The organism is Flavobacterium sp. Leaf82 (assembly GCF_001422725.1).
In the GTDB taxonomy this organism is placed as follows: domain Bacteria; phylum Bacteroidota; class Bacteroidia; order Flavobacteriales; family Flavobacteriaceae; genus Flavobacterium.
Genome location: NZ_LMMA01000012.1, coordinates 431,130 through 452,507, shown reverse-complemented (window position 1 = coordinate 452,507; position 21,378 = coordinate 431,130). Strand labels below are relative to the sequence as shown.

Sequence of the window (21,378 nt, the reverse complement as noted above, 5' to 3'; positions counted from 1 at the left end):
AGAAAATTCATTCCAGATATAAATCGTAAGCCAGCCTTAAAATATATCTTAATTTAAGATATTTATTAGAAAATAAATTAAAAATTAGTTTAAGTCAATGTATTTTGATTATATTTGTAGGAATAAATTTTCATTCAGTAAAAAAAACAGCTTGTAAAAAATATACAAAACCAAATTAGATTAAAAGGTTTTTAAACGTATCCTACATAAATATAATTCCCAAAAAGCTTGACACTAAAACCGTATTACTTGATTGTAATACGGTTTTTGATTTTATAAAAGCATTAATGGGCTGAAAGTCCAAAATCAATAGCGTAGTGCATCGCACTACGAACTAAATAAATTATAAATATTTGCCCTGAAAGGGCTAAAGCAAAAAAACAATATGTCACAATCACTATCAAAAGTATATGTTCATTTAACATTTAGTACCAAAGGACGTTATCCATTTATTGATCATAATATACAAGAGAGATTATGGCAATACCTTGGTGGAATTTGCAAAGGATTAGAATGCAATCCAATTCAGATTGGAGGATATAAAGATCACGTCCATATCTTATGCTTATTATCTAAAAAGATTACTCAAATGAAATTGGTAGAAGAAGTAAAAAAGCAATCTTCAAAATGGATAAAAACGATAGATAAAAATTACGTAAAATTTTATTGGCAAGATGGTTATGGTATATTTTCGGTCAATCCATCACAATTAGAAATTGTAACGCAATACATTAAAAATCAAGAGCAACATCATACAAAACACACATTCAAGGAAGAACTACTCGCTTTTTTAAACAAATACCAAGTAACATATGACGAACGTTTTCTTTGGGATTAGGCTTTCGCCCTTTCAGGGCTTAAATAATGATCTTCATTCATCTATTCATTCATAGTGCTACGCACCATGCTATTGCTAAGGCTCTTTCAGAGCAGTTTTCGAATACTTTAATTTTATAATTTATGTACGAAAAGAGATCGGTAACGCGAATTTGGGATCATAAGCGTTCTAGACTTTTAAAAATGGGCTGAAAGCTCTAAAAGCAATAGCGTAGTGCAACGCGCTACGAATTAAATCAAAAGTCGAAATTGCCCTGAAAGGGCAAAAGAAAATTGAGAATAAAGATTCAAAGAAAAAGGTGTTTTCTAAGAGTATCGTGTAAAATACCCTTTTTAAATTTTGGCTTTCGCCCTTTCAGGGCTTAAACAATAATGGTCATTCATTAATTCATTCATAGTGCTTCGCACCATGCTATTGCTAAGGCTCTTTCAGAGCAATTTTTCAATACTTTAATTTTGTAATTTATGTACGAAAAGAGATCGGTAACGTAAATTTGCGATCATAAGTATTCTAAAACTTTACGAATGGGCTGAAAGCCCTAAAAAGCAATAGCGTAGTGCAACGCACTACGAATTAAATCAAAAGTCGAAATTGCCCTGAAAGGGCAAAAGAAAATTGAGAATAAAGATTCAAAGAGAAAAGTGTTTTCTAGAATATCGAATAAAATATGGTAAACATCCTTTGGCATTAGGCTTTCGCCCTTTCAGGGCTTAAATAATAATCGTTATCAATTCATAGTGCTTCGCACCATGCTATTGCTAGGGCTCTTTCAGAGCGTTTTTTGAATACTTTAATTTTGTAATTTGTGCACGAAAAGAAAACCTTTTTTAACCAAACATAAATAATCAACGCCCCAAAACCGTAGGCTTTTTAGATTTTAAGTAAACAAGATCAGGCTCATTATCCCAGGAAATCACAAGAATATCTTTTGCTGTTTTTTTAATTATTCCTAAATAAATTTTATTAGGTGAATGCACCAAAACAGTGTCACCTTTGTAAATACAATCATAAACTTCGCCATTGCTATCATTTACAAAATAATCAGCGTTGATTTCTATTTTATTAAAATCTCCTTTTCCGCGAGATTCCCATTTACCATAACAATCAGCAATAATCAGTGGTTCTTTTTTCTTTCCAAAAGTAAAATTAAACATTTCTCTTCTTGAGAATTCGTTTAATCCCTGGTTTTCAATCTTATTAAAAAATGCTTTTTTGTCATAGCTTTTTAGTAATTTATTATTACCATCTAAAATTGAAATTTTAAAATCTTTTGGAAAGCCAATCGATATATCGTTACTGTGCAAAGGCAATACCACATATTGTTTAGCTCCTTTATCTAATATAATCGAGCGTATCATATTATATTTTTGTCGTAATAACCATTCGTCATTTACTTCCTTTACAATTTGTAGTGAATCTGATGGTTTAAAAAGTAATCGATGTTCTTTTTCATCCTGATTGATAAATCTTTTGTAATTATCTATAAGAATTTTAGTCTGCTGTTTTTTATACGTAGCAATTTCATTTTCAGAAAATTTAAAATTTATTAAAACCGTTATTTTTTTATCGGTTTCGTTATTCAGATACAAATATGAAAAACCATCTTCAAACGTTTCAGGTTCCTGTGGCTTTGAAGTTGCAACAAAAGAAAAACAAGAAAGAAGAAAAATCAATTTTAGAAAAATGGGCTGAACTTTATATATAACCGATTCTTGCTTTAATAACCAAAACGAAACCAAAATACTTATTAAGGCCATATTATCTGAAAAATCTACTACACGATAAAAACCAAGAAAATCCACAAAAGTTTCTGAAAAAGGGCTTTTCCAAAAAACAAAAAATAAAGCAACAGCAATATGAATTTCTTTGATTCTTTTTGGAAAAAGCACACTCCAAAAAAACGGAAAAACAAGAAGTCCTGCGAAATCAGATAATTTTCCGGTGAGATAATTATGAAAGACTGTTTTAAATATCAAGTCATTTAAAAGAAGAATCAATAACGAAACAAGAAAAACAGGATGTGCTAATCGATTTAACTTTTTTATCATATTGGATATTGTTGATTAATGGATATCTAAAACCAGTATTGTCAAAAAACTTAGTCCCTTAGTAACTCAGAATCTTAGTAACTTAAAAAAAACTAATTCAACAAATATCCAAATCGTATCGATCCATAAAAATAACCAGAATTTGTATTTGTCTCCGGATCTTTTAATTCTCGTCCTCGGTAGATAAAAGAATAAGACATATTGAAGTTGTTATGACGGTATTTTAAACCAAACTCGGCATTAAAACGAAGCGGTTCCAAGTCAAAAGTTATCGGACTTGTATTGCTAAACATACTGCCTTGAATCGTAGCGTCATAAAACTGATAGTTAACGCTTGGCATTGCATAAAAGTAAAATTCTCTGATATTGTGTTGCGGCTCAAAACTTATCGAAGCATCGTGCAAATTAGAATCATAAATTGGGAGTAATTTCTTGAAACCTATTCTGGTTAGAAATCCCGTAGAAACTCCGTCAAAAATAGTTCCCAGATTTGCTTCTGACTGAAAATGAAGATCTATAAAATCATTGTGTTTCGATGGAAACATTTTCTTGGAATACATCACATTTGCCTGAATAGCAAAAGCATTATGTAATTGATTTTCCCAACCAAAGACTTCTTTATAACCAATTATATGATGAAAGCTTTCCTGTGTTTCTCTGCCAAAAGCATTTGGTCCCATAAAACCCAACTGAAAATTGGTCTTTAAAACTGATTCGCTTTGGTAAAGAAAGCTTCTTCCCGCTTCAGCAAAAAGATATCCTGTAAATGGACGGTCATTTATATCAACTGCCGTTTCATTAATAAACCGTGGATTATAGATGTATTGCCCAATACGGAATTCGGTTATTTTTTTATTGATTTTCGAATTATCATTCTTAGATAAAAAACGGTAGAAAAGTTCTAAACCGTTCGTATAATACATATCATTTTTAGACGATGTGTATAAATCATTATCAGAAATAAAACCAATCTCTGATGTTTTTACTTGTCCAAAAGCAAAAACCGATGCCAATAGAAAAAGCGTAATAAAGGATTTTTTATTTCGCATTATAATTTATTTTTCCAACAGAACGCATTTCGCGAACAATTCGTTGTTTTCTTCTGTTAATATAACTTGAAGAACCTGTTGCTTTAAACTTTCTTGGGTTAGGTAATATTGCGGCAATTCCTGCGGCTTGCATGGCTGTTAGACTTGAGGCATCACGACGGTACCAATGTTCTGTTGCGGCATAAGCTCCGTAAACCCCATCTCCCATTTCGATACTGTTTAAATAAACTTCCATAATGCGTTCTTTGCCCCAAATCACTTCGATTAAAACCGTAAAATACGCTTCGAGACCTTTACGGAAATAACTTTTGCCTTGCCATAAAAAAACATTTTTGGCAGTTTGTTGCGAGATCGTACTTCCGCCACGAATTCGGCGGCCACGTTCGTTGCTTTTATAGGCTTTTTGAAGTGCTTTAAAATCGAAACCATTATGCTTTAAAAAAGTTCCGTCTTCGCTGGCGATTACAGCTTTTTGCAAATTCATCGAAATTTTTTCAATTGGTTCCCAATCATGATCAAAATAAACTTCTTTACCATCTAACTTATTTTCTATGGCCCGAATCAACATCAACGGTGTAAAAGGCACCGGAATATATTTAAAGAATACAACTGATGCAATCGAGATTCCGAAGAACCATAAGCATAATTTTATAAAAAACCATTTTACTTTTTCAACAAAAGAGCGATTGCCTTTTTTGGGTGCTGTTTTAGGTTTTGGTTTGTTTGCGGTTGTTTTTGGTGCCGGTTTTTTGGTTACTGCCATTATATTAAATCTGCTAATTCTGTTCCTATTAAACTCCCAATTGCTACACCCATTCCGCCTAAACGCACTCCACAAAACACGTTTTGAGACAGTTGGGAAACAACAGGATTTTTACTATTTCCTATTCCCATGATTCCACTCCAACGATGAGCGATTTTGAAATCCTGATTTGGTAAAATTACATTTTTAAGTAAATCTTCCAATTTATTTTGTACAATTTTCGTCTGTCCAAATTCTGTTGTCGTTTCCGCTTCAAAATCAAGATTTCGGCCTCCGCCCAAAAGAATCCTATCGTCTATATTTCTAAAATAATAATAGCCGCGATCCAGATGAAAAGTACCTTTTATATCTAAATTCTTAATAGGTTCTGTAATTAAAACCTGTGCTCTTGCAGGTTGAACTGCTCCTTTTGTTATGGAATTAGCAAAACCATTTGTGGCGAAAAGTATTTTATTTGATTTAAAACTAAAATCATTCAATACTATTTCGACCCGGTTTCCTAAATCCGCATATGAAGTTACGGTTTGTTGGTTCAGGATTAAAATATTTTCAGAAACAGCTTGTTGCAGCAATTCCTGCATCATGTTTCCGGTGTCGATCTGAGCTTCAAAAGGATTAAAAATTAAATATTCATGGATATTTTCAAACCCAAATCTGTCCACTTCTTTAGAAAAAACATCGGCTTTAAAAAGCGGTTTCAAAATTTCATTTATAAAAGGCAATCTCGAAATACAAGCATTAAATTCGGCTTCATCATCTTTCAGAAACAATTCATATCCGCCGTGAGGTTTAAAATCTATGGCAGAATCTCCCAGCCTTTTACGCAGTAATTGCAAACCCTCCCATCGTTTTTCGATCAGATTAATTACATCTTCTTCTGAATGTGTTTTTAGATCTTCCAGAATTTCAGACAGACTTCCAAAACACGCAAAACCTGCATTCTTGGTACTTGCGCCTTGTGGCAGCATTCCTTTTTCTAACACCAGGATTTTTGCTGCAGGAAATCTTTCGCGTAAGCGTAATGCTGCATGCAATCCCACAATGCCGCTGCCTACAATAGTATAATTAACATTTGTGAACCAATTTTTAAGTTCCCAATAACTTAATTCCATTTGTCAATTTTTTATAAAAATACTGATTTTTGTTTTACCATATAAGTGATATAAGTTCATTGAAGTATTTATTTTTAGTCACAGATTAAAATGATTTCAAAAGCATTTTAATTTTCTGTCATTTACAAAATAATCATTTTAAATCTGTGTAATCTGTGGCAAACTTTTATCATTTTGCTGATATTTAAAGGAACTTATATTACTTACAGGGTTTAATTCTTTTAACATTTAGTGCTAAAATATATTTGTACTTTTAGCTCCACGAATATTAGAATTTTATTATGAAAAAAGTATTATTTACAACCTTAATAATGATGAGTTTAAACGCTATCGGACAAAATGTAATGTCGCCAGAATTGTTATGGAAATTAGGAAGAGTGAGTGCACTTGGACTTTCAAAAGATGCGAAAAATGTTGTTTTTAAGGTTTCAACTCCTTCAATCGAGGAAAACAAATCGTCTTCTAAATTTTACATTATCCCTGTAAATGGCGGTAATGCAACTGAAATTAAAGACACTAAAGAAGTCTTGGCTGATAAAAACATTTCGCCTGACGGAAAATTTTTAGTCTACAATGAAGAGGTAAAATTAGAAAAAGTTTTAGGGAAAGATTTTTATCCAAAACTAGGCAAATCAGATGCTCAGATTTATGATGGTTTAGATTATCGTCATTGGGATACCTGGAATGAAGGTAAATTTAACCACGTTTTTTATAAAGAAAACAAAGACGGCGCAACCGGAATTGACATTTTGAAAGGTGAAAATTTCGATTCTCCGCAAAAACCATTTGGTGGTGACGAAGATTATATCTGGTCTCCTGACGGAAAAAGTATTGTATATGTTTCTAAGAAAAAAGCAGGAACACAATATGCAACTTCTACCAATACGGATATTTTTGAGTACAATCTTGAAACTCAAAAAACAATAAACAGAACCGAAGGAAATTTAGGTTACGATACGGCTCCGCAGTTTTCTCCAACAGGAAACTTAACGTGGCTGCAAATGAAACGTGATGGTTATGAGTCTGATAAAAATGACATTATTGTTGATTTTAAAGGAATCAAAACTAACCTAACAGCAAATTGGGACGGAACTGTAGATAATTTTATCTGGAGTAAAGATGGTAAAAATGTATTTTTTGTAGCTCCGGTTGATGGTACAAAACAAATTTTTACTGTAAACTTTCCGGGATTAACAAAAATTGCAATCACTGTTCGTCAGTTGACAAATGGAGATTTTGACGTAAATGATTTAGTTGGTTTTGCCGGTGATGATATTATCGTTACCAGAAATGACATGAACCATGCTCCGGAAGTTTATTCTTTTAACTTAAAGAAAAATAGCTGGAAACAATTGACAAATGTAAATACTGAAACGTATAAAACATTAGCAATTAGCAAAACAGAGAAACGTTATGTAACAACTACAGACGGTAAAAAAATGTTGGTTTGGGTAATTTTACCTCCAAATTTTGATGCTTCTAAAAAATATCCAACTTTATTATTCTGTCAGGGAGGACCTCAGTCTCCGTTGACACAATCGTATTCTTTCCGTTGGAATTTTCAGTTAATGGCTGCAAAAGGTTATGTGGTTGTAGCGCCAAACCGTCGCGGAATGCCTGGACATGGTGTAGAATGGAATGAGAAAATCAGTAAAGATTGGGGCGGACAGGTTATGGACGATTACTTATCTGCAATTGATGATGTATCTAAAGAAAACTATGTAGACAAATCTCGTTTAGGTTGCGTTGGTGCAAGTTACGGTGGATATTCTGTGTTTTATTTAGCTGGAATCCACAAAAACCGTTTCAAAACTTTTATCGCGCACGATGGAGTTTTCAATACGGTAAGTATGTTAGGAACTACTGAAGAGGTTTTCTTTAACAACTGGGATTTTGGTGGCGCTTATTGGGAAACAGATAATGCTGTAGCTCAAAAAGCATATACAACTTTTAATCCTGCAACTTTGGTTCAAAACTGGAACAAACCTATCCTGATTTTTCAGGGAGGAAAAGATTTCCGTGTGCCAATTGGGCAAGGACAAGAAGCTTTTCAGGCTGCTCAATTAAGAGGAATCAAAAGTAGATTCGTTTATTTCCCGGATGAAAATCACTGGGTTTTAAAACCTCAAAATGCTCAGGTTTGGCAAGGTGAATTTTTTAAATGGTTAGACGAGACACTTTAATCAATTATAAACTGATAAAAACAGCCGTAGATTTTACATAATCTACGGCTGTTTTGTTTTTGACACATTTTAATTATGTAAAAACATTAGCATTAATTTATATTCCTAAAACAGAAATTTTGAATAAATTGCAGCTGTTTCCACAATAAAACTTCAAATACCTACAATAAAATCTATGGAGAGCAAAAAAAGTTATATGCCTATTAAAGTGCTTTTCAGTTATGTTGCATTGCTGGCTTTAGTCGTTACTGTGGGATGGTTTTTATATTCTGAAAATGTAGTTTATAACAAATTAGAAGATAAAATTGCATTCGAAAAAACCAAAATACTTAGAGTTAGTAAATTATTTTCGAATGTTTATAAAACCGAAAGTTTAGCACGAAAAACAATCCAAACCAACTCTGAAGCAGATTTTAAAAGTTACATCATAGAAACCGATTCTCTAAAATCAAGAATCGATACTTTAAAACAAATCGTTACTACACAATATCAGAAAACATTACTGGATAGTGTTACGTATTTATTGTCTGAGAAAACTAAAAACATCCGACAATTAAAAACCATAAAAAATAAAGCCGACGATGAAGTTTCTGTCAATACTGCCATTGATGAGATTACTAAAATGGAGTTCAAACTTAGAAAATTAGAACTTCAGGATTTTAATAAAAACCCAAACCAATTGGGCAGTTATCAGCGAAATGTACTTCAAAAATATGTTGATTATCTTAATCAGAATATTCCGGACGACAGTACAAATACGTTGAGTAAAAAAGCTTCGGATTCTATTCTGGCAAATTCAAAAAAGCTTTTGAGTAATGTAAAACTAAAAGCCGAAAAGAAAAAAGAATCCCTGAACTTTGAAGAGAATAAATTACTGAAAAACGAAATCGCCATTTCTGACCAACTTCGTAAAGTACTTCGTATTATAGAAAGGGAAATCATAATCAATTCGATAAAAAACAATTCACTTAAAGAAAAATCACTTAAAAAAGTCAATGAGATTGTAACAGCTTCGGCTATTATTGGTCTGGTTTTAACATTGTTTTTCTCGATTCTAATTGTCAGTGATTACTCAAAATCCCAAGTATATAAAAAGCAGCTTGAAATTGCGAATTTCAAAACTAAGAACTTACTTAAAAGCCGCGAACAATTAATCTCTACGGTAAGTCACGATTTAAAAACTCCTTTGAGTACAATTGTGGGTTATTCTGAGCTTTTGGGCAATTCTGATGTCAATACAAAACAATCTTATTTTATCAAAAACATCAAAAATTCATCTGAATATATCACGCAATTAGTGCAGGATTTATTAGACTTTTCTAAAATTGAAGCCGGAAAAATCACGATTGAAAAGGTTCCGTTTTTATTGCCGGAAATTATTGATGGAGTGGCTAAAAGCATTCAGACCGTTTACAAACAAAAAGACATTGATTTGATTATTAATGTAGATGAAAAGCTGAATACAAAAATAGTTGGAGATCCTTTCCGACTAAAACAAATCCTGAGTAACATTATAGGAAATGCATATAAATTTACAGAAGAAGGTTTTATAAAAATCAGCGCCTATACAACTGATGAGGATGACAGTTATATTATTGCAATTCAGGATTCAGGAATTGGAATCGAAAAAGGAAATCAAAAATTAGTATTTGAAGAATTTGCTCAGGCGAATGAAAACATTGAAAAAAAATATGGAGGAACTGGTTTAGGTTTATCGATTTGCCAAAAGATAATTTCGATTTTAGGCGGAGATTTAAAACTGGAAAGTACGTTCGGGAAAGGAAGTACTTTTGAGATTCAGTTACCGTTGCAATTTGACAATAGTCTAAGTGTAGTTGCTGAAATAACTAAACCTGTAATTCGCAATACCAAAAAGCAAATTTTTATTGTTTTGGATGACGATATCAATCTTTTAAATCTTACCAGCGGTGTTTTAAGACAAGAACAACATCAGGTTTTGTCTTTTAATAGTGCCATAAAAGCATTGGAAGCGATCCAGAACACGAACTTTGATTTTGTAATAACTGATATACAAATGCCGGAAATGGACGGTTTTATGTTTCTTAAAAAATTAAAAGATTCCGGATATTCAACTTATAAAAACCAACCTGTAATTGCTTTAACAGGAAGAACTGATCTTGATGCCGCCGTTTACAGCGAAGCAGGTTTTACAACCGTGATACAAAAACCATATTCGCCTAAAATATTGCTGGAGACGATCCATCTTATTTTAGAAAATGATACGTTGCCCAATGTTGATATCAATGAAAATGAAGAACACACAAGTACTAAATTATATTCTGTAGAAACTTTAAAAGAGTTTTTAGGCAATGATAATGATGCGCTTCATGAAGTTTTAAAATCATTTATAGAAAGCAGTATCGAAAATCTGGCTTTGTTAGAAAACGCAATAATTGACAAAAATACTGTTGAGATAAATTCTATCGCGCATCGAATTGCACCAATGTTCAAACAAATTCAGGCACGCGAAATTGGAGAAATTCTAAAGGTTCTGGAAAATAAGAACCTTGAAACTTCTGATTTAAAAGATATTTTTAAAGTTTTGAAATCAAAAACAGATTTGCTTTTTACAGCCTTAAACAAAGAAATAGCTTAGTCTATATTGTATTGTTTCAATTTATTGTAAAGTGTTTTGCGGGTAATTTTAAGCAATTTCGCCGCTTCAGATTTATTATTCTGAGCTTTTGATAAAGCATGAATAATAGCTTCTTTTTCGTTTTCTGATAAAGAGAAATTCCCACTATTGGTTTGTTGTTTCTGAACCTGAAAAAACTCAACAGGAAGTACATCGCTTTTGATAAAATCTCCCTGAGTCAAAAGTGTGGCACGTTTGACACAATTTTGAAGTTCACGCAGATTTCCCGGCCAATTGTAATTTTGAAAGATTGTAACTACTTCCGGTGAAAATCCTATGATATCTTTATTCAATTGCTGATTGGCTTTTTCCAGAAAATAATCTGCAAAAACCATTAAATCTTCGTCTCTGTCTTTTAATGATGGAGACTGAATCGAAAATTCATTGATTCTATGGTATAAATCTTCTCTAAAATCACCGTTTTTAACTGCTTCTCGCAAATCTTCGTTTGTTGCAGTAATGATACGTATATCAACGTTGATTTCTTTATTGCTTCCAACAGGTTTGATTTTACGTTCCTGAAGTGCTCTTAATAATTGTATTTGATTTTCGTAAGATAGATTTCCTATTTCATCTAAAAAAAGAGTTCCGCCATTTGCGGCTTCAAAATACCCCATTTTATCACTTATCGCTCCTGTAAAAGATCCTTTTAAGTGTCCGAAGAATTCACTTGCGGCAAGTTCTTTTGGAATAGCTCCACAATCGACTGCGATAAAATTGTTGTTTTTTCTTAAACTTTGCTGATGAATGCTTTTTGCAATAATTTCTTTTCCGGTTCCGCTTTCTCCAATAATCAGAACAGACATATCTGTTGGACTTACCAAATGAATGTGATCTAATAATTTTTTTGATGCAACAGAAATCCCTTTTACAAACTCGTTTTCTGCACTAACGTTTGTTGTTTTCTTAACCGATTTTTTTTCCTTAACGGGAGCTTCTTCTGTTTCAGAAATTTTTAAGGCATTTGTAATTACCAATAAAACCTCATCTGGATTAAAAGGCTTCGAAATATAATCTGCAGCACCATTTTTTATTGCTTTAACGGCAGTATTTACATCTGAATATCCTGTCATAAGTATAACGGGAATTTCAGGATATGCGGTCTTAAATTCAGACATTAACCCAATACCATCAGAATCCGGCAAACGAAGATCTGTCAAAATTAAATCGAATGATTCTTTTTTGATTGCTAATCGTGCTTCCGCAGCAGAGAAAGCAATGGTTACTTCGTATGCTTTTTTTACCAGAAATTTTTCTAATAATTTGCAAAACGAAATATCATCTTCTATGAGTAATATCTTTGGCATTTGTTTTTAGGGACTTTTTTGCTAAAATAAGACTATTAAAATTGTCTTTTCACAAAATTATGCAAAAAAAAAGAGATTGCGTATCGCAATCTCTTTTTCACCAAAAACATAAATCTAAATTCACCTAATTTATATCTTCAACCAGTTGCCATTGACATCTGAAAAAACAGTAGCCTTTTGGTCACCAACCGATATTTCGAGTTTATACTCTTTTTTTTCGTTAACAAATGCTTTGTCCAGTTTTGCTCCCGGATAAGCAGTTTGCAGTGCGGTTTTTACAGCCGGCGGTACAGCATCTGCACTTACCTCTGTATATTCTGCCTGAGCAGTTACAACCGTCTTAGTTTGTTGTGGAGCTGTCTCATTACTTGCGTAAGTAGACAAACCTCCTAAAACTAGTACTGCTGAAAGAATTAACTTTTTCATATTGCTATCTTTTTAATATTTCTCGGCCATTACGCCTTTACTGTCGGTAAAGACAAAACGTTTGTCATCATCACCAGTAGAATTAATTTCTACTTTATACTGCTTTTTTGAATTCACATACGCCTTTACCAGTTTAGAACCAGGATAAGATTTTTCTATTGTAGCTTTTACTTCTACAGGAAGAGCATCAATTTTTATTTCTTTAAAACCATCTTGAAATATAACAACATTCAAGTCTGACTTTTTTGATATTGCTGCTTCTGCATTCATAAATAAACTTCCTAAAACAATTACAGCTGACAGAATTAATTTTTTCATAATGTTTGAATTTTTAATTAATATAATATTAGCTGATAAAATTAGGGATTATTTTTTTATAATATTTCCTGAAGCATCAGTATAAACTGTATACTTTTTGTCACCACTAGAAATCTCTAACTTGTACTCATTCTTTTCGTTTTTATATGCTTTTTCAAGCTTTGTTTTGGGAAAAGATTTTTCGACAGTTGATTTTACAGCTGCCGGAATAGCATCTGCACCAATTTCAGTAAATTCATCCTGAACCATCGCCGACTGAGTCGTTGAAGCTTTGATTACAGGATTAGCTGCCTGAACTGACAAACCTCCTAAAATGATTGCTGCTGATAAGATTAACTTTTTCATAATAATAGTTTTTATGGGTTAATTGATTATTTTTTAATAATGTTACCAGAAGCATCTGTATAAACAATAGATTTTTCGCCTCTTACAGTTACTTCTATTTTATACTCTTTTTTGTCGTTTACATATGCTTTATCCAATTTTACTCCTGGATATGCATTGTCTAACGATGTTTTGATAGCTGCCGGAACAGCATCAACTTCTTTATATTCGTCCTGAATGTTTACTGATTGAACCATTGAACTTGTCACGGCTACATTCCCTGCTTGCATTGACAACCCTCCTAACAGGATAGCTGCCGATAAGATTAACTTTTTCATAGTGATAGTTTTTTACGGTTAGTTTTAATTATTTTTTAATCCAAGTTCCATCTGCATTAGCAAAAAGCGATCCTACTTTGTCACCTACTGTAACGTCTAGTTTATATTCTGATTTTGCATTTTTGTATGCTTTTGAAAGTACTGCATCCGGATATGCTTTTTTAAGCGCATCTGTAATTGCAGCTGGTACTTCTTCTAATTTAATTTCTGTGTATTCGTCCTGAATTGAAATCGTTTTTACGATTGAATTTGTAATTGGAGAAGTTGAAGCAAATGATGTTAAACCTCCCAAAACGATTGCGGCTGATAAAAATAGATTTTTCATAATAGTTATATTTTAATATTGTTAATTTTATTTTAGTATTATTAATTTGGATCTTCACGAGACTCTACGTGATTATTTTTTGATCCAGGTTCCATCTGCGTTAGCAAAAAGATTTCCTACTTTGTCACCCACGGTAACGTCTAATTTGTATTCGGCTTTTTCGTTTTTATACGCTTTAGTAATTACTGCATCCGGATATGCTTTTTTCAAAGATTCAGCAATCGGAGCTGGTAATTCTTCTAATTTAATTTCTGTATATTCATCTTCAATAGAAATCGTTTTTACGATAGCATTTGTAATTGGAGATGTTGAAGCGAATGAAGTTAAACTTCCTAATACAATTGCGGCTGATAAGAATAAATTTTTCATAATGTGTATATTTTAATTATTACTAGTTGTTTACGCTTTAGATAATGAAATAATTATGCCGCAACTCAAACATTCCCTCCCTAACCCTGTAAACACCTATTTTTAAAGACTTTAACCATATTGTGCCAAAAAACATGATTGTGAAAAAGTGTGTAATTTTATGAAATACTGTGTAAAAAGTATACACAAATAGTGTTTACCTAACGTATTTAACAACAAAACCCGACAGGTTTTAAAAACCTGTCGGGTTTGATATATAATTTTGTAAATAAAAAAAGGCTGTCAAAATTGACAGCCTTTATATTATTCCTCTATAGGTTTCATTTTAAATGTATCCATAAATGCAGTTGTATAATCTCCTGCAATATATCTTGGATCATCCATTAATTGTCTATGAAAAGGTATTGTAGTTTTAACTCCTTCGATTACGAATTCATCTAAAGCTCTTCGCATTTTGCTAATTGCTTCTTCACGAGATTGAGCAGTCGTAATTAACTTAGCAATCATCGAATCGTAATTTGGCGGAATTGTATAACCAGAATAAACGTGAGTATCTAAACGAACTCCGTGACCTCCCGGCATATGAAGTGTAGTAATTTTTCCTGGTGAAGGACGAAAATCGTTATAAGGATCTTCAGCATTAATACGACATTCGATAGCGTGTAGTTCCGGTAAATAGTTTCTGCCTGAAATTGGAATTCCGGCTGCAACCATAATTTGCTCACGAATTAAATCGTAATCAATAACTTGTTCCGTAATTGGGTGCTCTACCTGAATACGTGTATTCATTTCCATGAAGTAGAAATTTCTGTGTTTATCCACTAAAAATTCTACAGTTCCGGCTCCTTCGTATTTAATGAATTCCGCAGCTTTTACAGCAGCTTCTCCCATTGCAGCACGCAATTCGTCTGTCATGAAAGGTGAAGGTGTTTCTTCAGTTAGTTTTTGGTGACGACGTTGTACAGAACAATCTCTTTCAGAAAGGTGACATGCTTTTCCGTATGAATCTCCAACAACCTGAATTTCGATATGACGTGGCTCTTCGATAAGTTTCTCCATGTACATTCCGTCATTTCCAAATGCTGCAGATGCTTCCTGACGTGCACTTTCCCATGCTTTCAATAATTCATCTTCTTTCCAAACGGCACGCATTCCTTTTCCACCACCACCGGCAGTTGCTTTAAGCATAACCGGGTAACCAAATTCTTTAGCTAATTTTTGTGTTTGTTCGAAAGACTCTAATAATCCGTCAGAACCTGGTACACATGGAACCCCTGCTGCTTTCATTGTAGCTTTTGCAGAAGCTTTATCTCCCATTTTATCAATCATTTCAGGAGCGGCACCAATAAATTTGATTCCGTGTTCCTGACAAATTTTTGAGAATTTAGCATTCTCAGAAAGAAATCCATAACCTGGATGAATTGCATCTGCATTTGTAATTTCTGCAGCGGCAATAATATTTGACATTTTCAAATACGATAAGTTACTTGGAGGAGGACCAATACAAACCGCTTCGTCAGCAAACTTAACATGTAGACTTTCTGCATCGGCTGTAGAGTAAACTGCTACAGTTTTGATCCCCATTTCTTTACATGTACGAATTACACGAAGTGCAATTTCTCCTCTATTCGCAATTAATATTTTTTTAAACATCTTATTTTAATTAGATAATTAGACAATTTGATAATTAGATAATTTTAGACGATTAACAATTATTGCGAATCCTTCTAAAATCTAAAATCTAAAATCTAAATTTATTTATGATGGATCAACTAAGAATAAAGGTTGGTCAAATTCTACAGGAGACATATCGTCAACAAGAATTTTTACAATTTTACCTGAAACTTCTGATTCGATTTCATTAAATAATTTCATTGCTTCAATTACACAAAGAACATCACCTTTAGAAATAGTACTTCCAACTTCAGTAAATACTGGTTTATCCGGAGATGGTTTTCTATAAAAAGTTCCAATGATTGGAGATTTAATAGTAATGAATTTAGAATCTTCTGCTTGAACAGATGCTTCGCTAGTTACGTTTACAACAGCTGGAGCTTGTTGTGGAGCAACTGCTTGTGGCAATTGCGCCTGAGCAGGCAATTGTTGTACATAAGTAGTCTCAGTTACATTTCCTTCTAAAGTTGTTCTGATAGTGATTTTTACATCATCCATTTCTAACTTTACCTCTGCAACTCCCGAATTTGCTACAAATTTGATTAGGTTTTGAATTTCTTTTAAATCCATAATGATTTGTTTTTAGTTTTAATTTATTTCTTATCGTAAGCCCATTTTAGGTAAATAGATCCCCAAGTGAATCCACCACCAAAAGCGGCAAAAATAATATTATCTCCTTTTTTGAACTGGTGCTCAAAATCGCTTAATACTAATGGCAATGTAGCTGAAGTTGTATTACCATATCTTTCGATATTCATTAATACTTTTGATTCTTCAAGATTCATTCTGCTTGCAGTAGCATCTATAATACGTTTGTTTGCCTGATGTGGCACCAACCAATTAACATCTTCGTTAGTTAAATTGTTTCTTTTCAAAATCAATTCACTAGCATCAGCCATATTAGTTACAGCATATTTAAAAACGGTTTTACCGTCCTGAATAATATTATGTTGATTGTTTTGAACGGTTTCTAAAGTAGTTGGTATTAGAGAACCTCCGGCAGGAATTTTAAGAAAATCGCGTCCTACACCATCGCTTCGTAAGTATTCATCTTGTAAGCCTAAGCCTTCATAATTTGGTTCGAATAAAACGGCACCCGCTCCATCTCCAAAAATAATACAAGTTGCTCTGTCTTTATAATCTACAATCGATGACATTTTATCTGCACCAATTAACAGTACTTTTTTGTATCGCCCTGACTGCACATAAGCTGCAGCAGTTGACATTCCGTATAAAAAACTTGAGCATGCGGCTTGCAAATCATAAGCAAATGCATTTGTAGCTCCAATTTCTGTAGCAACATAAACTCCTGTAGAGGCTACCGGCATATCTGCTGTAGCTGTTGCCATTATAATCATATCAATCTCTAAGGGATCAATATTTGCTTTCGCAATTAAATCTTGTGCTGCTTTTATAGCAAGAAACGACGTTCCTTTATCAGCATCTTTTAGAATCCTTCTCTCTTTAATTCCAGTACGAGTAGTAATCCATTCGTCATTGGTATCGACCATTGTTTCTAATACTTTGTTCGAAAGAACGAAGTCAGGAACATAAGCTCCAACAGCGGTAATTGCGGCTGTGATTGTATTCATTATATTCTATTATTTCGTTTCAGATACGGCATATCTGAAAAATTTTTAAAAGACTTGAAAATTACAAAAAAAAACGAAATGAATTTGTATGCATTTTCTTAAAAACAGAAAATTATAACCAACAAAAAAAACTCTCACTATGTGAGAGTTCTAGTATCATTTACAAAAACGTATTAAGCAACCGCTACAGATTTATCGATAACAACTTGCCCTCTGTAATACATTTTACCTTCATGCCAGTAAGCTCTGTGGTATAAATGTGCTTCTCCAGTAATAGGACATGTAGCGATTTGAGCTACAGTAGCTTTATAATGTGTTCTTCTCTTATCTCTTCTTGTTTTCGAGATTTTTCTCTTAGGATGTGCCATTTTACTATATTATTTATCCGTTAATAGTTTCTTTAATTTTTCCCAACGCGGGTCAATATCTTCTTCTTGTTTATTCTCTTCTTTCTCTTCTTTGACTTCTTTTACGGTAAGTTCATTTAATTTTTTCAAAGCTTCAGTTTGCAAACTTCCGTCTTTTACTCCTGGATGAACTCGTTTTAGCGGTACTGATAGTGCAATCATTTCATAAATGTATTGTGCTACATCTATTTCATGCTCTCCGTGCGGCAGGATCAACAACTCTTCGTTATCGTTATTGAATTCATCTCCAAAGCGAACAATCAATTTCATTTTCCCTTTTATAGGAAGATCAAACTCTTCGCCTGTCAGATCACAAGGTACATTTACGAAACCTTTGTGTTTGAATTCCAACTCTAACATGTTGCTTTTCTTATCTAAAACTAAACCTACTTTGATATCTGAATTTTGAAATTCATCGTAATCAAAGTTCTCAAAGAACGCGTTACTTATTTGATACTCAAAATGGTGTTTTCCTAGCTTTAACCCTATGAAAGGAATTAAAAATTCTTTTGTTTTGCTCATTTCAACATCAATTTCTCCAACCCAAATCTAAAAATCAGATACCTGAATTGGGGTGCAAAGATATAAAATTATTATAAAACTAATAATCTTATTCACCTTTTTTTGTTTATAACTGTTTTTCTTTTATTTTAAGAGGTTTTTTACTAATCTCCTCATACTGATTACGAGAGTGAAAAATGTCTATCGCAAGATAAACTGCCTCCTTAAATGAATTAAAATCTGCCATGTCTTTTCCAGCAATATCATATGCTGTACCGTGATCCGGCGATGTTCTGATCTTATTTAGACCTGCTGTATAATTAACTCCTTTACCAAAAGACAATGTCTTAAAAGGAATTAATCCCTGATCGTGATAAGTTGCTACAATGGCATCATATTTTTCATATTGACCGCTTCCAAAAAATCCATCTGCAGGAAAAGGACCAAAAACCATCGTTCCGGCATCGAATATTTTCTTTAAAGCAGGCTTTAAAACTAAATCATCTTCTTTTCCTATTACGCCGCCATCTCCAGCATGCGGATTTAATCCTAACACAGCAATTTTTGGTCTCACGATACTAAAATCCTGAATTAAAGATTTTCTAATAGTTTCGATTTTTCTTATAATCAATTCTTCCGTCAAATGTGAAGAAACTTCACTTAAAGGAACATGATCTGTCAATAAACCAACTCTCAAATTATCCTGCACCATCATCATTAGTGCATTTCCTTCTAATTCCTGATCTAAATAATCAGTATGTCCGGGAAATTTAAAATCTTCAGACTGAATATTATATTTGTTAATTGGAGCCGTAATCAAAATATCGATTAAATCTTCTTTTAAGGCTTTGGTTGCTGCAACAAATGATTTTATGGCATATTCTCCAATCTTCTCATCGTTTGTGCCTAAATTAATATCAACACCTTCTTTCCAGAGATTATAAACATTTACTTTTCCGGGTACAACCTGATCTAATTTATCAACTCCATGAAATTGAATTGTAGAAGTAAAGCTTTTTTTGACAAAAGATAGTATTTTGGCATTTGCAAAAATAACCGGTGTACACATTTCTAACATACGAGAATCTTCGAATGTTTTTAATATAACTTCGCTTCCAATACCGTTTAAATCTCCAATTGAAATTCCAACAATTATATTTTCTGCTTTTTTATTCATGAGCTCAGGTTATTTATTACTAATTTTGATGTGCAAATTTAGTAAAATAAAACAACAATGTTTACAGGAATTATAGAAACCCTTGGAAGGATTCACGAAATACAAAAAGATCAAAGCAATCTGCATATTACAGTAGATTCTTCTTTTACAAATGAATTAAAAATAGATCAAAGCGTTTCGCATAACGGAATATGCTTAACAGTTGTCGCAATAAAAGATTCTTTTTATACCGTAACCGCTATAGACGAAACGATTTTAAAAACAAATATAGGCGACTGGAAAGTTGGCGATATTGTAAACCTTGAAAGAGGAATGAAACTTGGCGATCGCCTCGACGGACATATCGTTCAGGGTCACGTAGACCAAACAGGAACTTGTATTAAGATTGAAGAAGCAAACGGAAGCTGGAATTATACTTTTGAATACGATCCAAACCTCAGCAATATTACTATCGAAAAAGGCTCGATAACAGTTAATGGAGTTAGTCTAACTGTTGTTAATTCTAAAACAAATGAATTTAGCGTTTCGATTATTCCGTATACTTTTGAGAATACGAATTTCAAAAATTTTGAAGTTGGAACAAAAATAAACTTAGAATTTGATGTTGTGGGTAAATACATTTCAAGACTTTATTCGATTAACAAATAAAACTCAAAAAGTGTTTTACAAAAGAAAAGCTTCAATTTATATTGAAGCTTTTCTTTTTAAATTATGATTATATACCGTGTACATTCCTAGCAATAAGGCAGACATCAATAATAATAGTATATCTTGATTTATATCACTAGTTGGCGGATTTACAGGAACACCCATAGGTTTCATTGGAACAGGTGGTTCAGCAGCAAAAACCGACATACTAATCAAAGTAAGAAACAACGCAAAAAAAATAGTCTTTATCTTCATAATTTTAACATGCTGCTAGACAGCAAGGTAGGTTGCTAAATTTATTTATTTTAATATAATTCGCACAAAAACAGGGTCTTACACTTAATTATCCGACAAATGTATAAGTTTTTTGCAAAAACACAAGATTTAAATCAAAAAAACTTAATAAAAGTACTCTTTCTTTTTTGTCGTAAGAAATAAACCCAAAAATCAATTTATTTTAAAATCATTTACGTATAAATTTAAGATTTGGATTTTGTAATAACGAATTTACTCAAAAAAAATTATTCCTCCTCTATCAAAATATAGCTGATCATTAATTTTTACATTTTCATAACCCAATAAAAACAAACGAGCCAATAAAGCTTTGCTGATTCTCACAAATAATTGAATAAAACCAAAAAATAGAATGAAATAAAAAAGCCTTTACATTGCTGTAAAGGCTTGATTTAAACTGTGGTCCCACCTGGGCTCGAACCAGGGACCACCTGATTATGAGTCAGGTGCTCTAACCAGCTGAGCTATAGGACCGGTTTGAGGATGCAATATTACTACTATTTTTCATTCACTCCAAATATTTTGGGATATGATTTCTATTTAATTTTAAATAATTGTCAGCCTTTTTTAAAGATAATTGATTTTCAACATCTTATTTCAAAAGTCGAAACACATTTTTTATTTAATTTCCTGACAAAGCTCGACCAAAACGCCATTTGTATTTTTTGGATGCAGGAAAACAACCCATTTATTATCTGCTCCTTTCTTTGGAACTTCATTAATCAACACAAAACCTTCATTTTTCAGGCGGGCAATTTCGGCATGAATATCTTCGACATCAAAAGCGATATGATGAATTCCCTCGCCTTTTTTCTCTAAAAACTTCGCAATTGGACTTTCTGGATTTGTTGCCATCAAAAGTTCAATTTTATTGGTTCCGGTTTGAAAAAATGAAGTCAAAACCCCTTCGCTCTCAACCGCTTCTTCTTTATAGGACGGAACTCCTAATAATTTTTCGAACAAGACATTGGCATCTTCCATGTTTTTAACCGCAATTCCGATATGTTCTATTTTATTTACCATTCTAAT

At 32.7% G+C, this 21,378-nt stretch carries 23 protein-coding genes and 1 tRNA gene; 4 read left to right on the top strand and 20 right to left on the bottom strand.

Annotation, left to right across the window (positions count from 1 at the left end):
- The first annotated feature begins 385 nt into the window (after positions 1–385).
- Positions 386–838, top strand: a complete 453-nt coding sequence (tnpA, locus tag ASF10_RS10525; protein WP_056248645.1) for an IS200/IS605 family transposase — start codon at positions 386–388, stop codon at positions 836–838.
- Positions 839–1,683: 845 nt separating this feature from the next.
- Here the strand turns inward: tnpA and ASF10_RS10520 are convergent.
- The 4 genes from ASF10_RS10520 to ASF10_RS10505 all read right to left on the bottom strand — a co-directional run bounded on the left by ASF10_RS10520 (position 1,684) and on the right by ASF10_RS10505 (position 5,810).
- Positions 1,684–2,886, bottom strand: coding sequence for a hypothetical protein (locus ASF10_RS10520; RefSeq protein WP_056248643.1), 1,203 nt, complete (start codon positions 2,884–2,886; stop codon positions 1,684–1,686).
- 92 nt (positions 2,887–2,978) lie between these two features.
- Positions 2,979–3,935 (bottom strand): lipid A deacylase LpxR family protein, encoded by a 957-nt coding sequence (locus ASF10_RS10515; protein ID WP_056248640.1) that lies wholly within the window; start codon positions 3,933–3,935, stop codon positions 2,979–2,981.
- Positions 3,925–4,698 (bottom strand): monofunctional biosynthetic peptidoglycan transglycosylase, encoded by a 774-nt coding sequence (gene mtgA / locus ASF10_RS10510; protein ID WP_056248638.1) that lies wholly within the window; start codon positions 4,696–4,698, stop codon positions 3,925–3,927. The genes ASF10_RS10515 and mtgA overlap by 11 nt, the downstream gene beginning before the upstream one ends.
- The gene (locus ASF10_RS10505; RefSeq protein ID WP_056248636.1) at positions 4,698–5,810 is read right to left on the bottom strand and encodes an NAD(P)/FAD-dependent oxidoreductase; all 1,113 of its coding nucleotides are present in this window, start codon (positions 5,808–5,810) and stop codon (positions 4,698–4,700) included. The genes mtgA and ASF10_RS10505 overlap by 1 nt, the downstream gene beginning before the upstream one ends.
- A 281-nt stretch (positions 5,811–6,091) precedes the next feature.
- Here ASF10_RS10505 and ASF10_RS10500 point away from each other — a divergent pair, with 281 nt between their 5' ends.
- Both ASF10_RS10500 and ASF10_RS10495 read left to right on the top strand, forming a co-directional pair.
- A complete protein-coding gene (locus ASF10_RS10500; RefSeq protein ID WP_056248632.1) occupies positions 6,092–7,993 on the top strand; it encodes a S9 family peptidase in 1,902 nt (633 codons plus the stop codon).
- A 175-nt stretch (positions 7,994–8,168) separates the two neighbouring features.
- Entirely contained in the window at positions 8,169–10,610 is a 2,442-nt protein-coding gene (locus tag ASF10_RS10495; protein WP_056248628.1) for an ATP-binding protein, read from the top strand.
- Here the strand turns inward: ASF10_RS10495 and ASF10_RS10490 are convergent.
- The 13 genes from ASF10_RS10490 to pdxA form a co-directional block, all read right to left on the bottom strand.
- A complete protein-coding gene (locus ASF10_RS10490) occupies positions 10,607–11,956 on the bottom strand; it encodes a sigma-54-dependent transcriptional regulator (RefSeq protein ID WP_056248625.1) in 1,350 nt (449 codons plus the stop codon). The genes ASF10_RS10495 and ASF10_RS10490 overlap by 4 nt on opposite strands.
- Positions 11,957–12,085: 129 nt before the next feature.
- Positions 12,086–12,382, bottom strand: coding sequence for a hypothetical protein (locus tag ASF10_RS10485; protein ID WP_056248622.1), 297 nt, complete (start codon positions 12,380–12,382; stop codon positions 12,086–12,088).
- 12 nt (positions 12,383–12,394) lie between these two features.
- Complete coding sequence (locus tag ASF10_RS10480; RefSeq protein WP_056248618.1) at positions 12,395–12,700, bottom strand: hypothetical protein; 306 nt, start codon at positions 12,698–12,700, stop codon at positions 12,395–12,397.
- A gap of 48 nt (positions 12,701–12,748) precedes the next feature.
- Positions 12,749–13,045, bottom strand: a complete 297-nt coding sequence (locus ASF10_RS10475; protein ID WP_056248616.1) for a PepSY-like domain-containing protein — start codon at positions 13,043–13,045, stop codon at positions 12,749–12,751.
- Positions 13,046–13,071: 26 nt separating this feature from the next.
- Positions 13,072–13,362, bottom strand: coding sequence for a hypothetical protein (locus ASF10_RS10470; RefSeq protein WP_055093849.1), 291 nt, complete (start codon positions 13,360–13,362; stop codon positions 13,072–13,074).
- A gap of 28 nt (positions 13,363–13,390) precedes the next feature.
- Positions 13,391–13,687, bottom strand: a complete 297-nt coding sequence (locus tag ASF10_RS10465; RefSeq protein ID WP_056248613.1) for a hypothetical protein — start codon at positions 13,685–13,687, stop codon at positions 13,391–13,393.
- A gap of 72 nt (positions 13,688–13,759) precedes the next feature.
- Positions 13,760–14,056, bottom strand: coding sequence for a hypothetical protein (locus ASF10_RS10460; protein ID WP_056248609.1), 297 nt, complete (start codon positions 14,054–14,056; stop codon positions 13,760–13,762).
- 303 nt (positions 14,057–14,359) lie between these two features.
- Positions 14,360–15,709: an acetyl-CoA carboxylase biotin carboxylase subunit gene (gene accC / locus ASF10_RS10455; RefSeq protein WP_056248607.1), complete on the bottom strand. Its 1,350-nt coding sequence runs from the start codon at positions 15,707–15,709 to the stop codon at positions 14,360–14,362.
- 105 nt (positions 15,710–15,814) lie between these two features.
- On the bottom strand, positions 15,815–16,300 hold the full coding sequence (accB, locus tag ASF10_RS10450) for an acetyl-CoA carboxylase biotin carboxyl carrier protein (RefSeq protein WP_056248603.1): 486 nt from the start codon (positions 16,298–16,300) through the stop codon (positions 15,815–15,817).
- 23 nt (positions 16,301–16,323) lie between these two features.
- Positions 16,324–17,322, bottom strand: a complete 999-nt coding sequence (locus ASF10_RS10445; protein ID WP_055093859.1) for a beta-ketoacyl-ACP synthase III — start codon at positions 17,320–17,322, stop codon at positions 16,324–16,326.
- A gap of 173 nt (positions 17,323–17,495) precedes the next feature.
- Complete coding sequence (rpmF, locus tag ASF10_RS10440; RefSeq protein WP_007137315.1) at positions 17,496–17,690, bottom strand: 50S ribosomal protein L32; 195 nt, start codon at positions 17,688–17,690, stop codon at positions 17,496–17,498.
- 9 nt (positions 17,691–17,699) lie between these two features.
- Positions 17,700–18,251, bottom strand: coding sequence for a YceD family protein (locus tag ASF10_RS10435; RefSeq protein WP_056248600.1), 552 nt, complete (start codon positions 18,249–18,251; stop codon positions 17,700–17,702).
- A 106-nt stretch (positions 18,252–18,357) separates the two neighbouring features.
- Complete coding sequence (gene pdxA / locus ASF10_RS10430; RefSeq protein WP_056248598.1) at positions 18,358–19,407, bottom strand: 4-hydroxythreonine-4-phosphate dehydrogenase PdxA; 1,050 nt, start codon at positions 19,405–19,407, stop codon at positions 18,358–18,360.
- 57 nt (positions 19,408–19,464) lie between these two features.
- Between pdxA and ASF10_RS10425 the strand changes: the two genes are divergently transcribed.
- Positions 19,465–20,055: a riboflavin synthase gene (locus ASF10_RS10425; RefSeq protein WP_056248596.1), complete on the top strand. Its 591-nt coding sequence runs from the start codon at positions 19,465–19,467 to the stop codon at positions 20,053–20,055.
- A gap of 36 nt (positions 20,056–20,091) precedes the next feature.
- Here ASF10_RS10425 and ASF10_RS24175 read toward each other — a convergent pair whose 3' ends face one another.
- The 3 genes from ASF10_RS24175 to mce form a co-directional block, all read right to left on the bottom strand.
- Entirely contained in the window at positions 20,092–20,310 is a 219-nt protein-coding gene (locus ASF10_RS24175; protein ID WP_131726530.1) for a hypothetical protein, read from the bottom strand.
- A 439-nt stretch (positions 20,311–20,749) separates the two neighbouring features.
- Positions 20,750–20,823 (bottom strand) — tRNA-Ile (locus ASF10_RS10420).
- Between the two features lie 144 nt (positions 20,824–20,967).
- Positions 20,968–21,372: a methylmalonyl-CoA epimerase gene (gene mce / locus ASF10_RS10415; protein ID WP_056248593.1), complete on the bottom strand. Its 405-nt coding sequence runs from the start codon at positions 21,370–21,372 to the stop codon at positions 20,968–20,970.
- Between the last annotated feature and the right edge of the window lie 6 nt (positions 21,373–21,378).

Coding starts and splice junctions, on each gene's coding strand:
- ASF10_RS24175 (WP_131726530.1), bottom strand. CDS start 20,310: ATGAAGATAAAGACTATTTTTTTTGCGTTGTTTCTTACTTTGATTAGT.
- accB (WP_056248603.1), bottom strand. CDS start 16,300: ATGGATTTAAAAGAAATTCAAAACCTAATCAAATTTGTAGCAAATTCG.
- ASF10_RS10475 (WP_056248616.1), bottom strand. CDS start 13,045: ATGAAAAAGTTAATCTTATCAGCAGCAATCATTTTAGGAGGTTTGTCA.
- ASF10_RS10480 (WP_056248618.1), bottom strand. CDS start 12,700: ATGAAAAAATTAATTCTGTCAGCTGTAATTGTTTTAGGAAGTTTATTT.
- mtgA (WP_056248638.1), bottom strand. CDS start 4,698: ATGGCAGTAACCAAAAAACCGGCACCAAAAACAACCGCAAACAAACCA.
- pdxA (WP_056248598.1), bottom strand. CDS start 19,407: ATGAATAAAAAAGCAGAAAATATAATTGTTGGAATTTCAATTGGAGAT.
- rpmF (WP_007137315.1), bottom strand. CDS start 17,690: ATGGCACATCCTAAGAGAAAAATCTCGAAAACAAGAAGAGATAAGAGA.
- ASF10_RS10515 (WP_056248640.1), bottom strand. CDS start 3,935: ATGCGAAATAAAAAATCCTTTATTACGCTTTTTCTATTGGCATCGGTT.
- ASF10_RS10505 (WP_056248636.1), bottom strand. CDS start 5,810: ATGGAATTAAGTTATTGGGAACTTAAAAATTGGTTCACAAATGTTAAT.
- ASF10_RS10520 (WP_056248643.1), bottom strand. CDS start 2,886: ATGATAAAAAAGTTAAATCGATTAGCACATCCTGTTTTTCTTGTTTCG.
- ASF10_RS10495 (WP_056248628.1), top strand. CDS start 8,169: ATGGAGAGCAAAAAAAGTTATATGCCTATTAAAGTGCTTTTCAGTTAT.
- ASF10_RS10445 (WP_055093859.1), bottom strand. CDS start 17,322: ATGAATACAATCACAGCCGCAATTACCGCTGTTGGAGCTTATGTTCCT.
- ASF10_RS10435 (WP_056248600.1), bottom strand. CDS start 18,251: ATGAGCAAAACAAAAGAATTTTTAATTCCTTTCATAGGGTTAAAGCTA.
- mce (WP_056248593.1), bottom strand. CDS start 21,372: ATGGTAAATAAAATAGAACATATCGGAATTGCGGTTAAAAACATGGAA.
- ASF10_RS10460 (WP_056248609.1), bottom strand. CDS start 14,056: ATGAAAAATTTATTCTTATCAGCCGCAATTGTATTAGGAAGTTTAACT.
- ASF10_RS10465 (WP_056248613.1), bottom strand. CDS start 13,687: ATGAAAAATCTATTTTTATCAGCCGCAATCGTTTTGGGAGGTTTAACA.
- ASF10_RS10425 (WP_056248596.1), top strand. CDS start 19,465: ATGTTTACAGGAATTATAGAAACCCTTGGAAGGATTCACGAAATACAA.
- ASF10_RS10500 (WP_056248632.1), top strand. CDS start 6,092: ATGAAAAAAGTATTATTTACAACCTTAATAATGATGAGTTTAAACGCT.
- tnpA (WP_056248645.1), top strand. CDS start 386: ATGTCACAATCACTATCAAAAGTATATGTTCATTTAACATTTAGTACC.
- ASF10_RS10490 (WP_056248625.1), bottom strand. CDS start 11,956: ATGCCAAAGATATTACTCATAGAAGATGATATTTCGTTTTGCAAATTA.
- accC (WP_056248607.1), bottom strand. CDS start 15,709: ATGTTTAAAAAAATATTAATTGCGAATAGAGGAGAAATTGCACTTCGT.
- ASF10_RS10470 (WP_055093849.1), bottom strand. CDS start 13,362: ATGAAAAAGTTAATCTTATCGGCAGCTATCCTGTTAGGAGGGTTGTCA.
- ASF10_RS10485 (WP_056248622.1), bottom strand. CDS start 12,382: ATGAAAAAGTTAATTCTTTCAGCAGTACTAGTTTTAGGAGGTTTGTCT.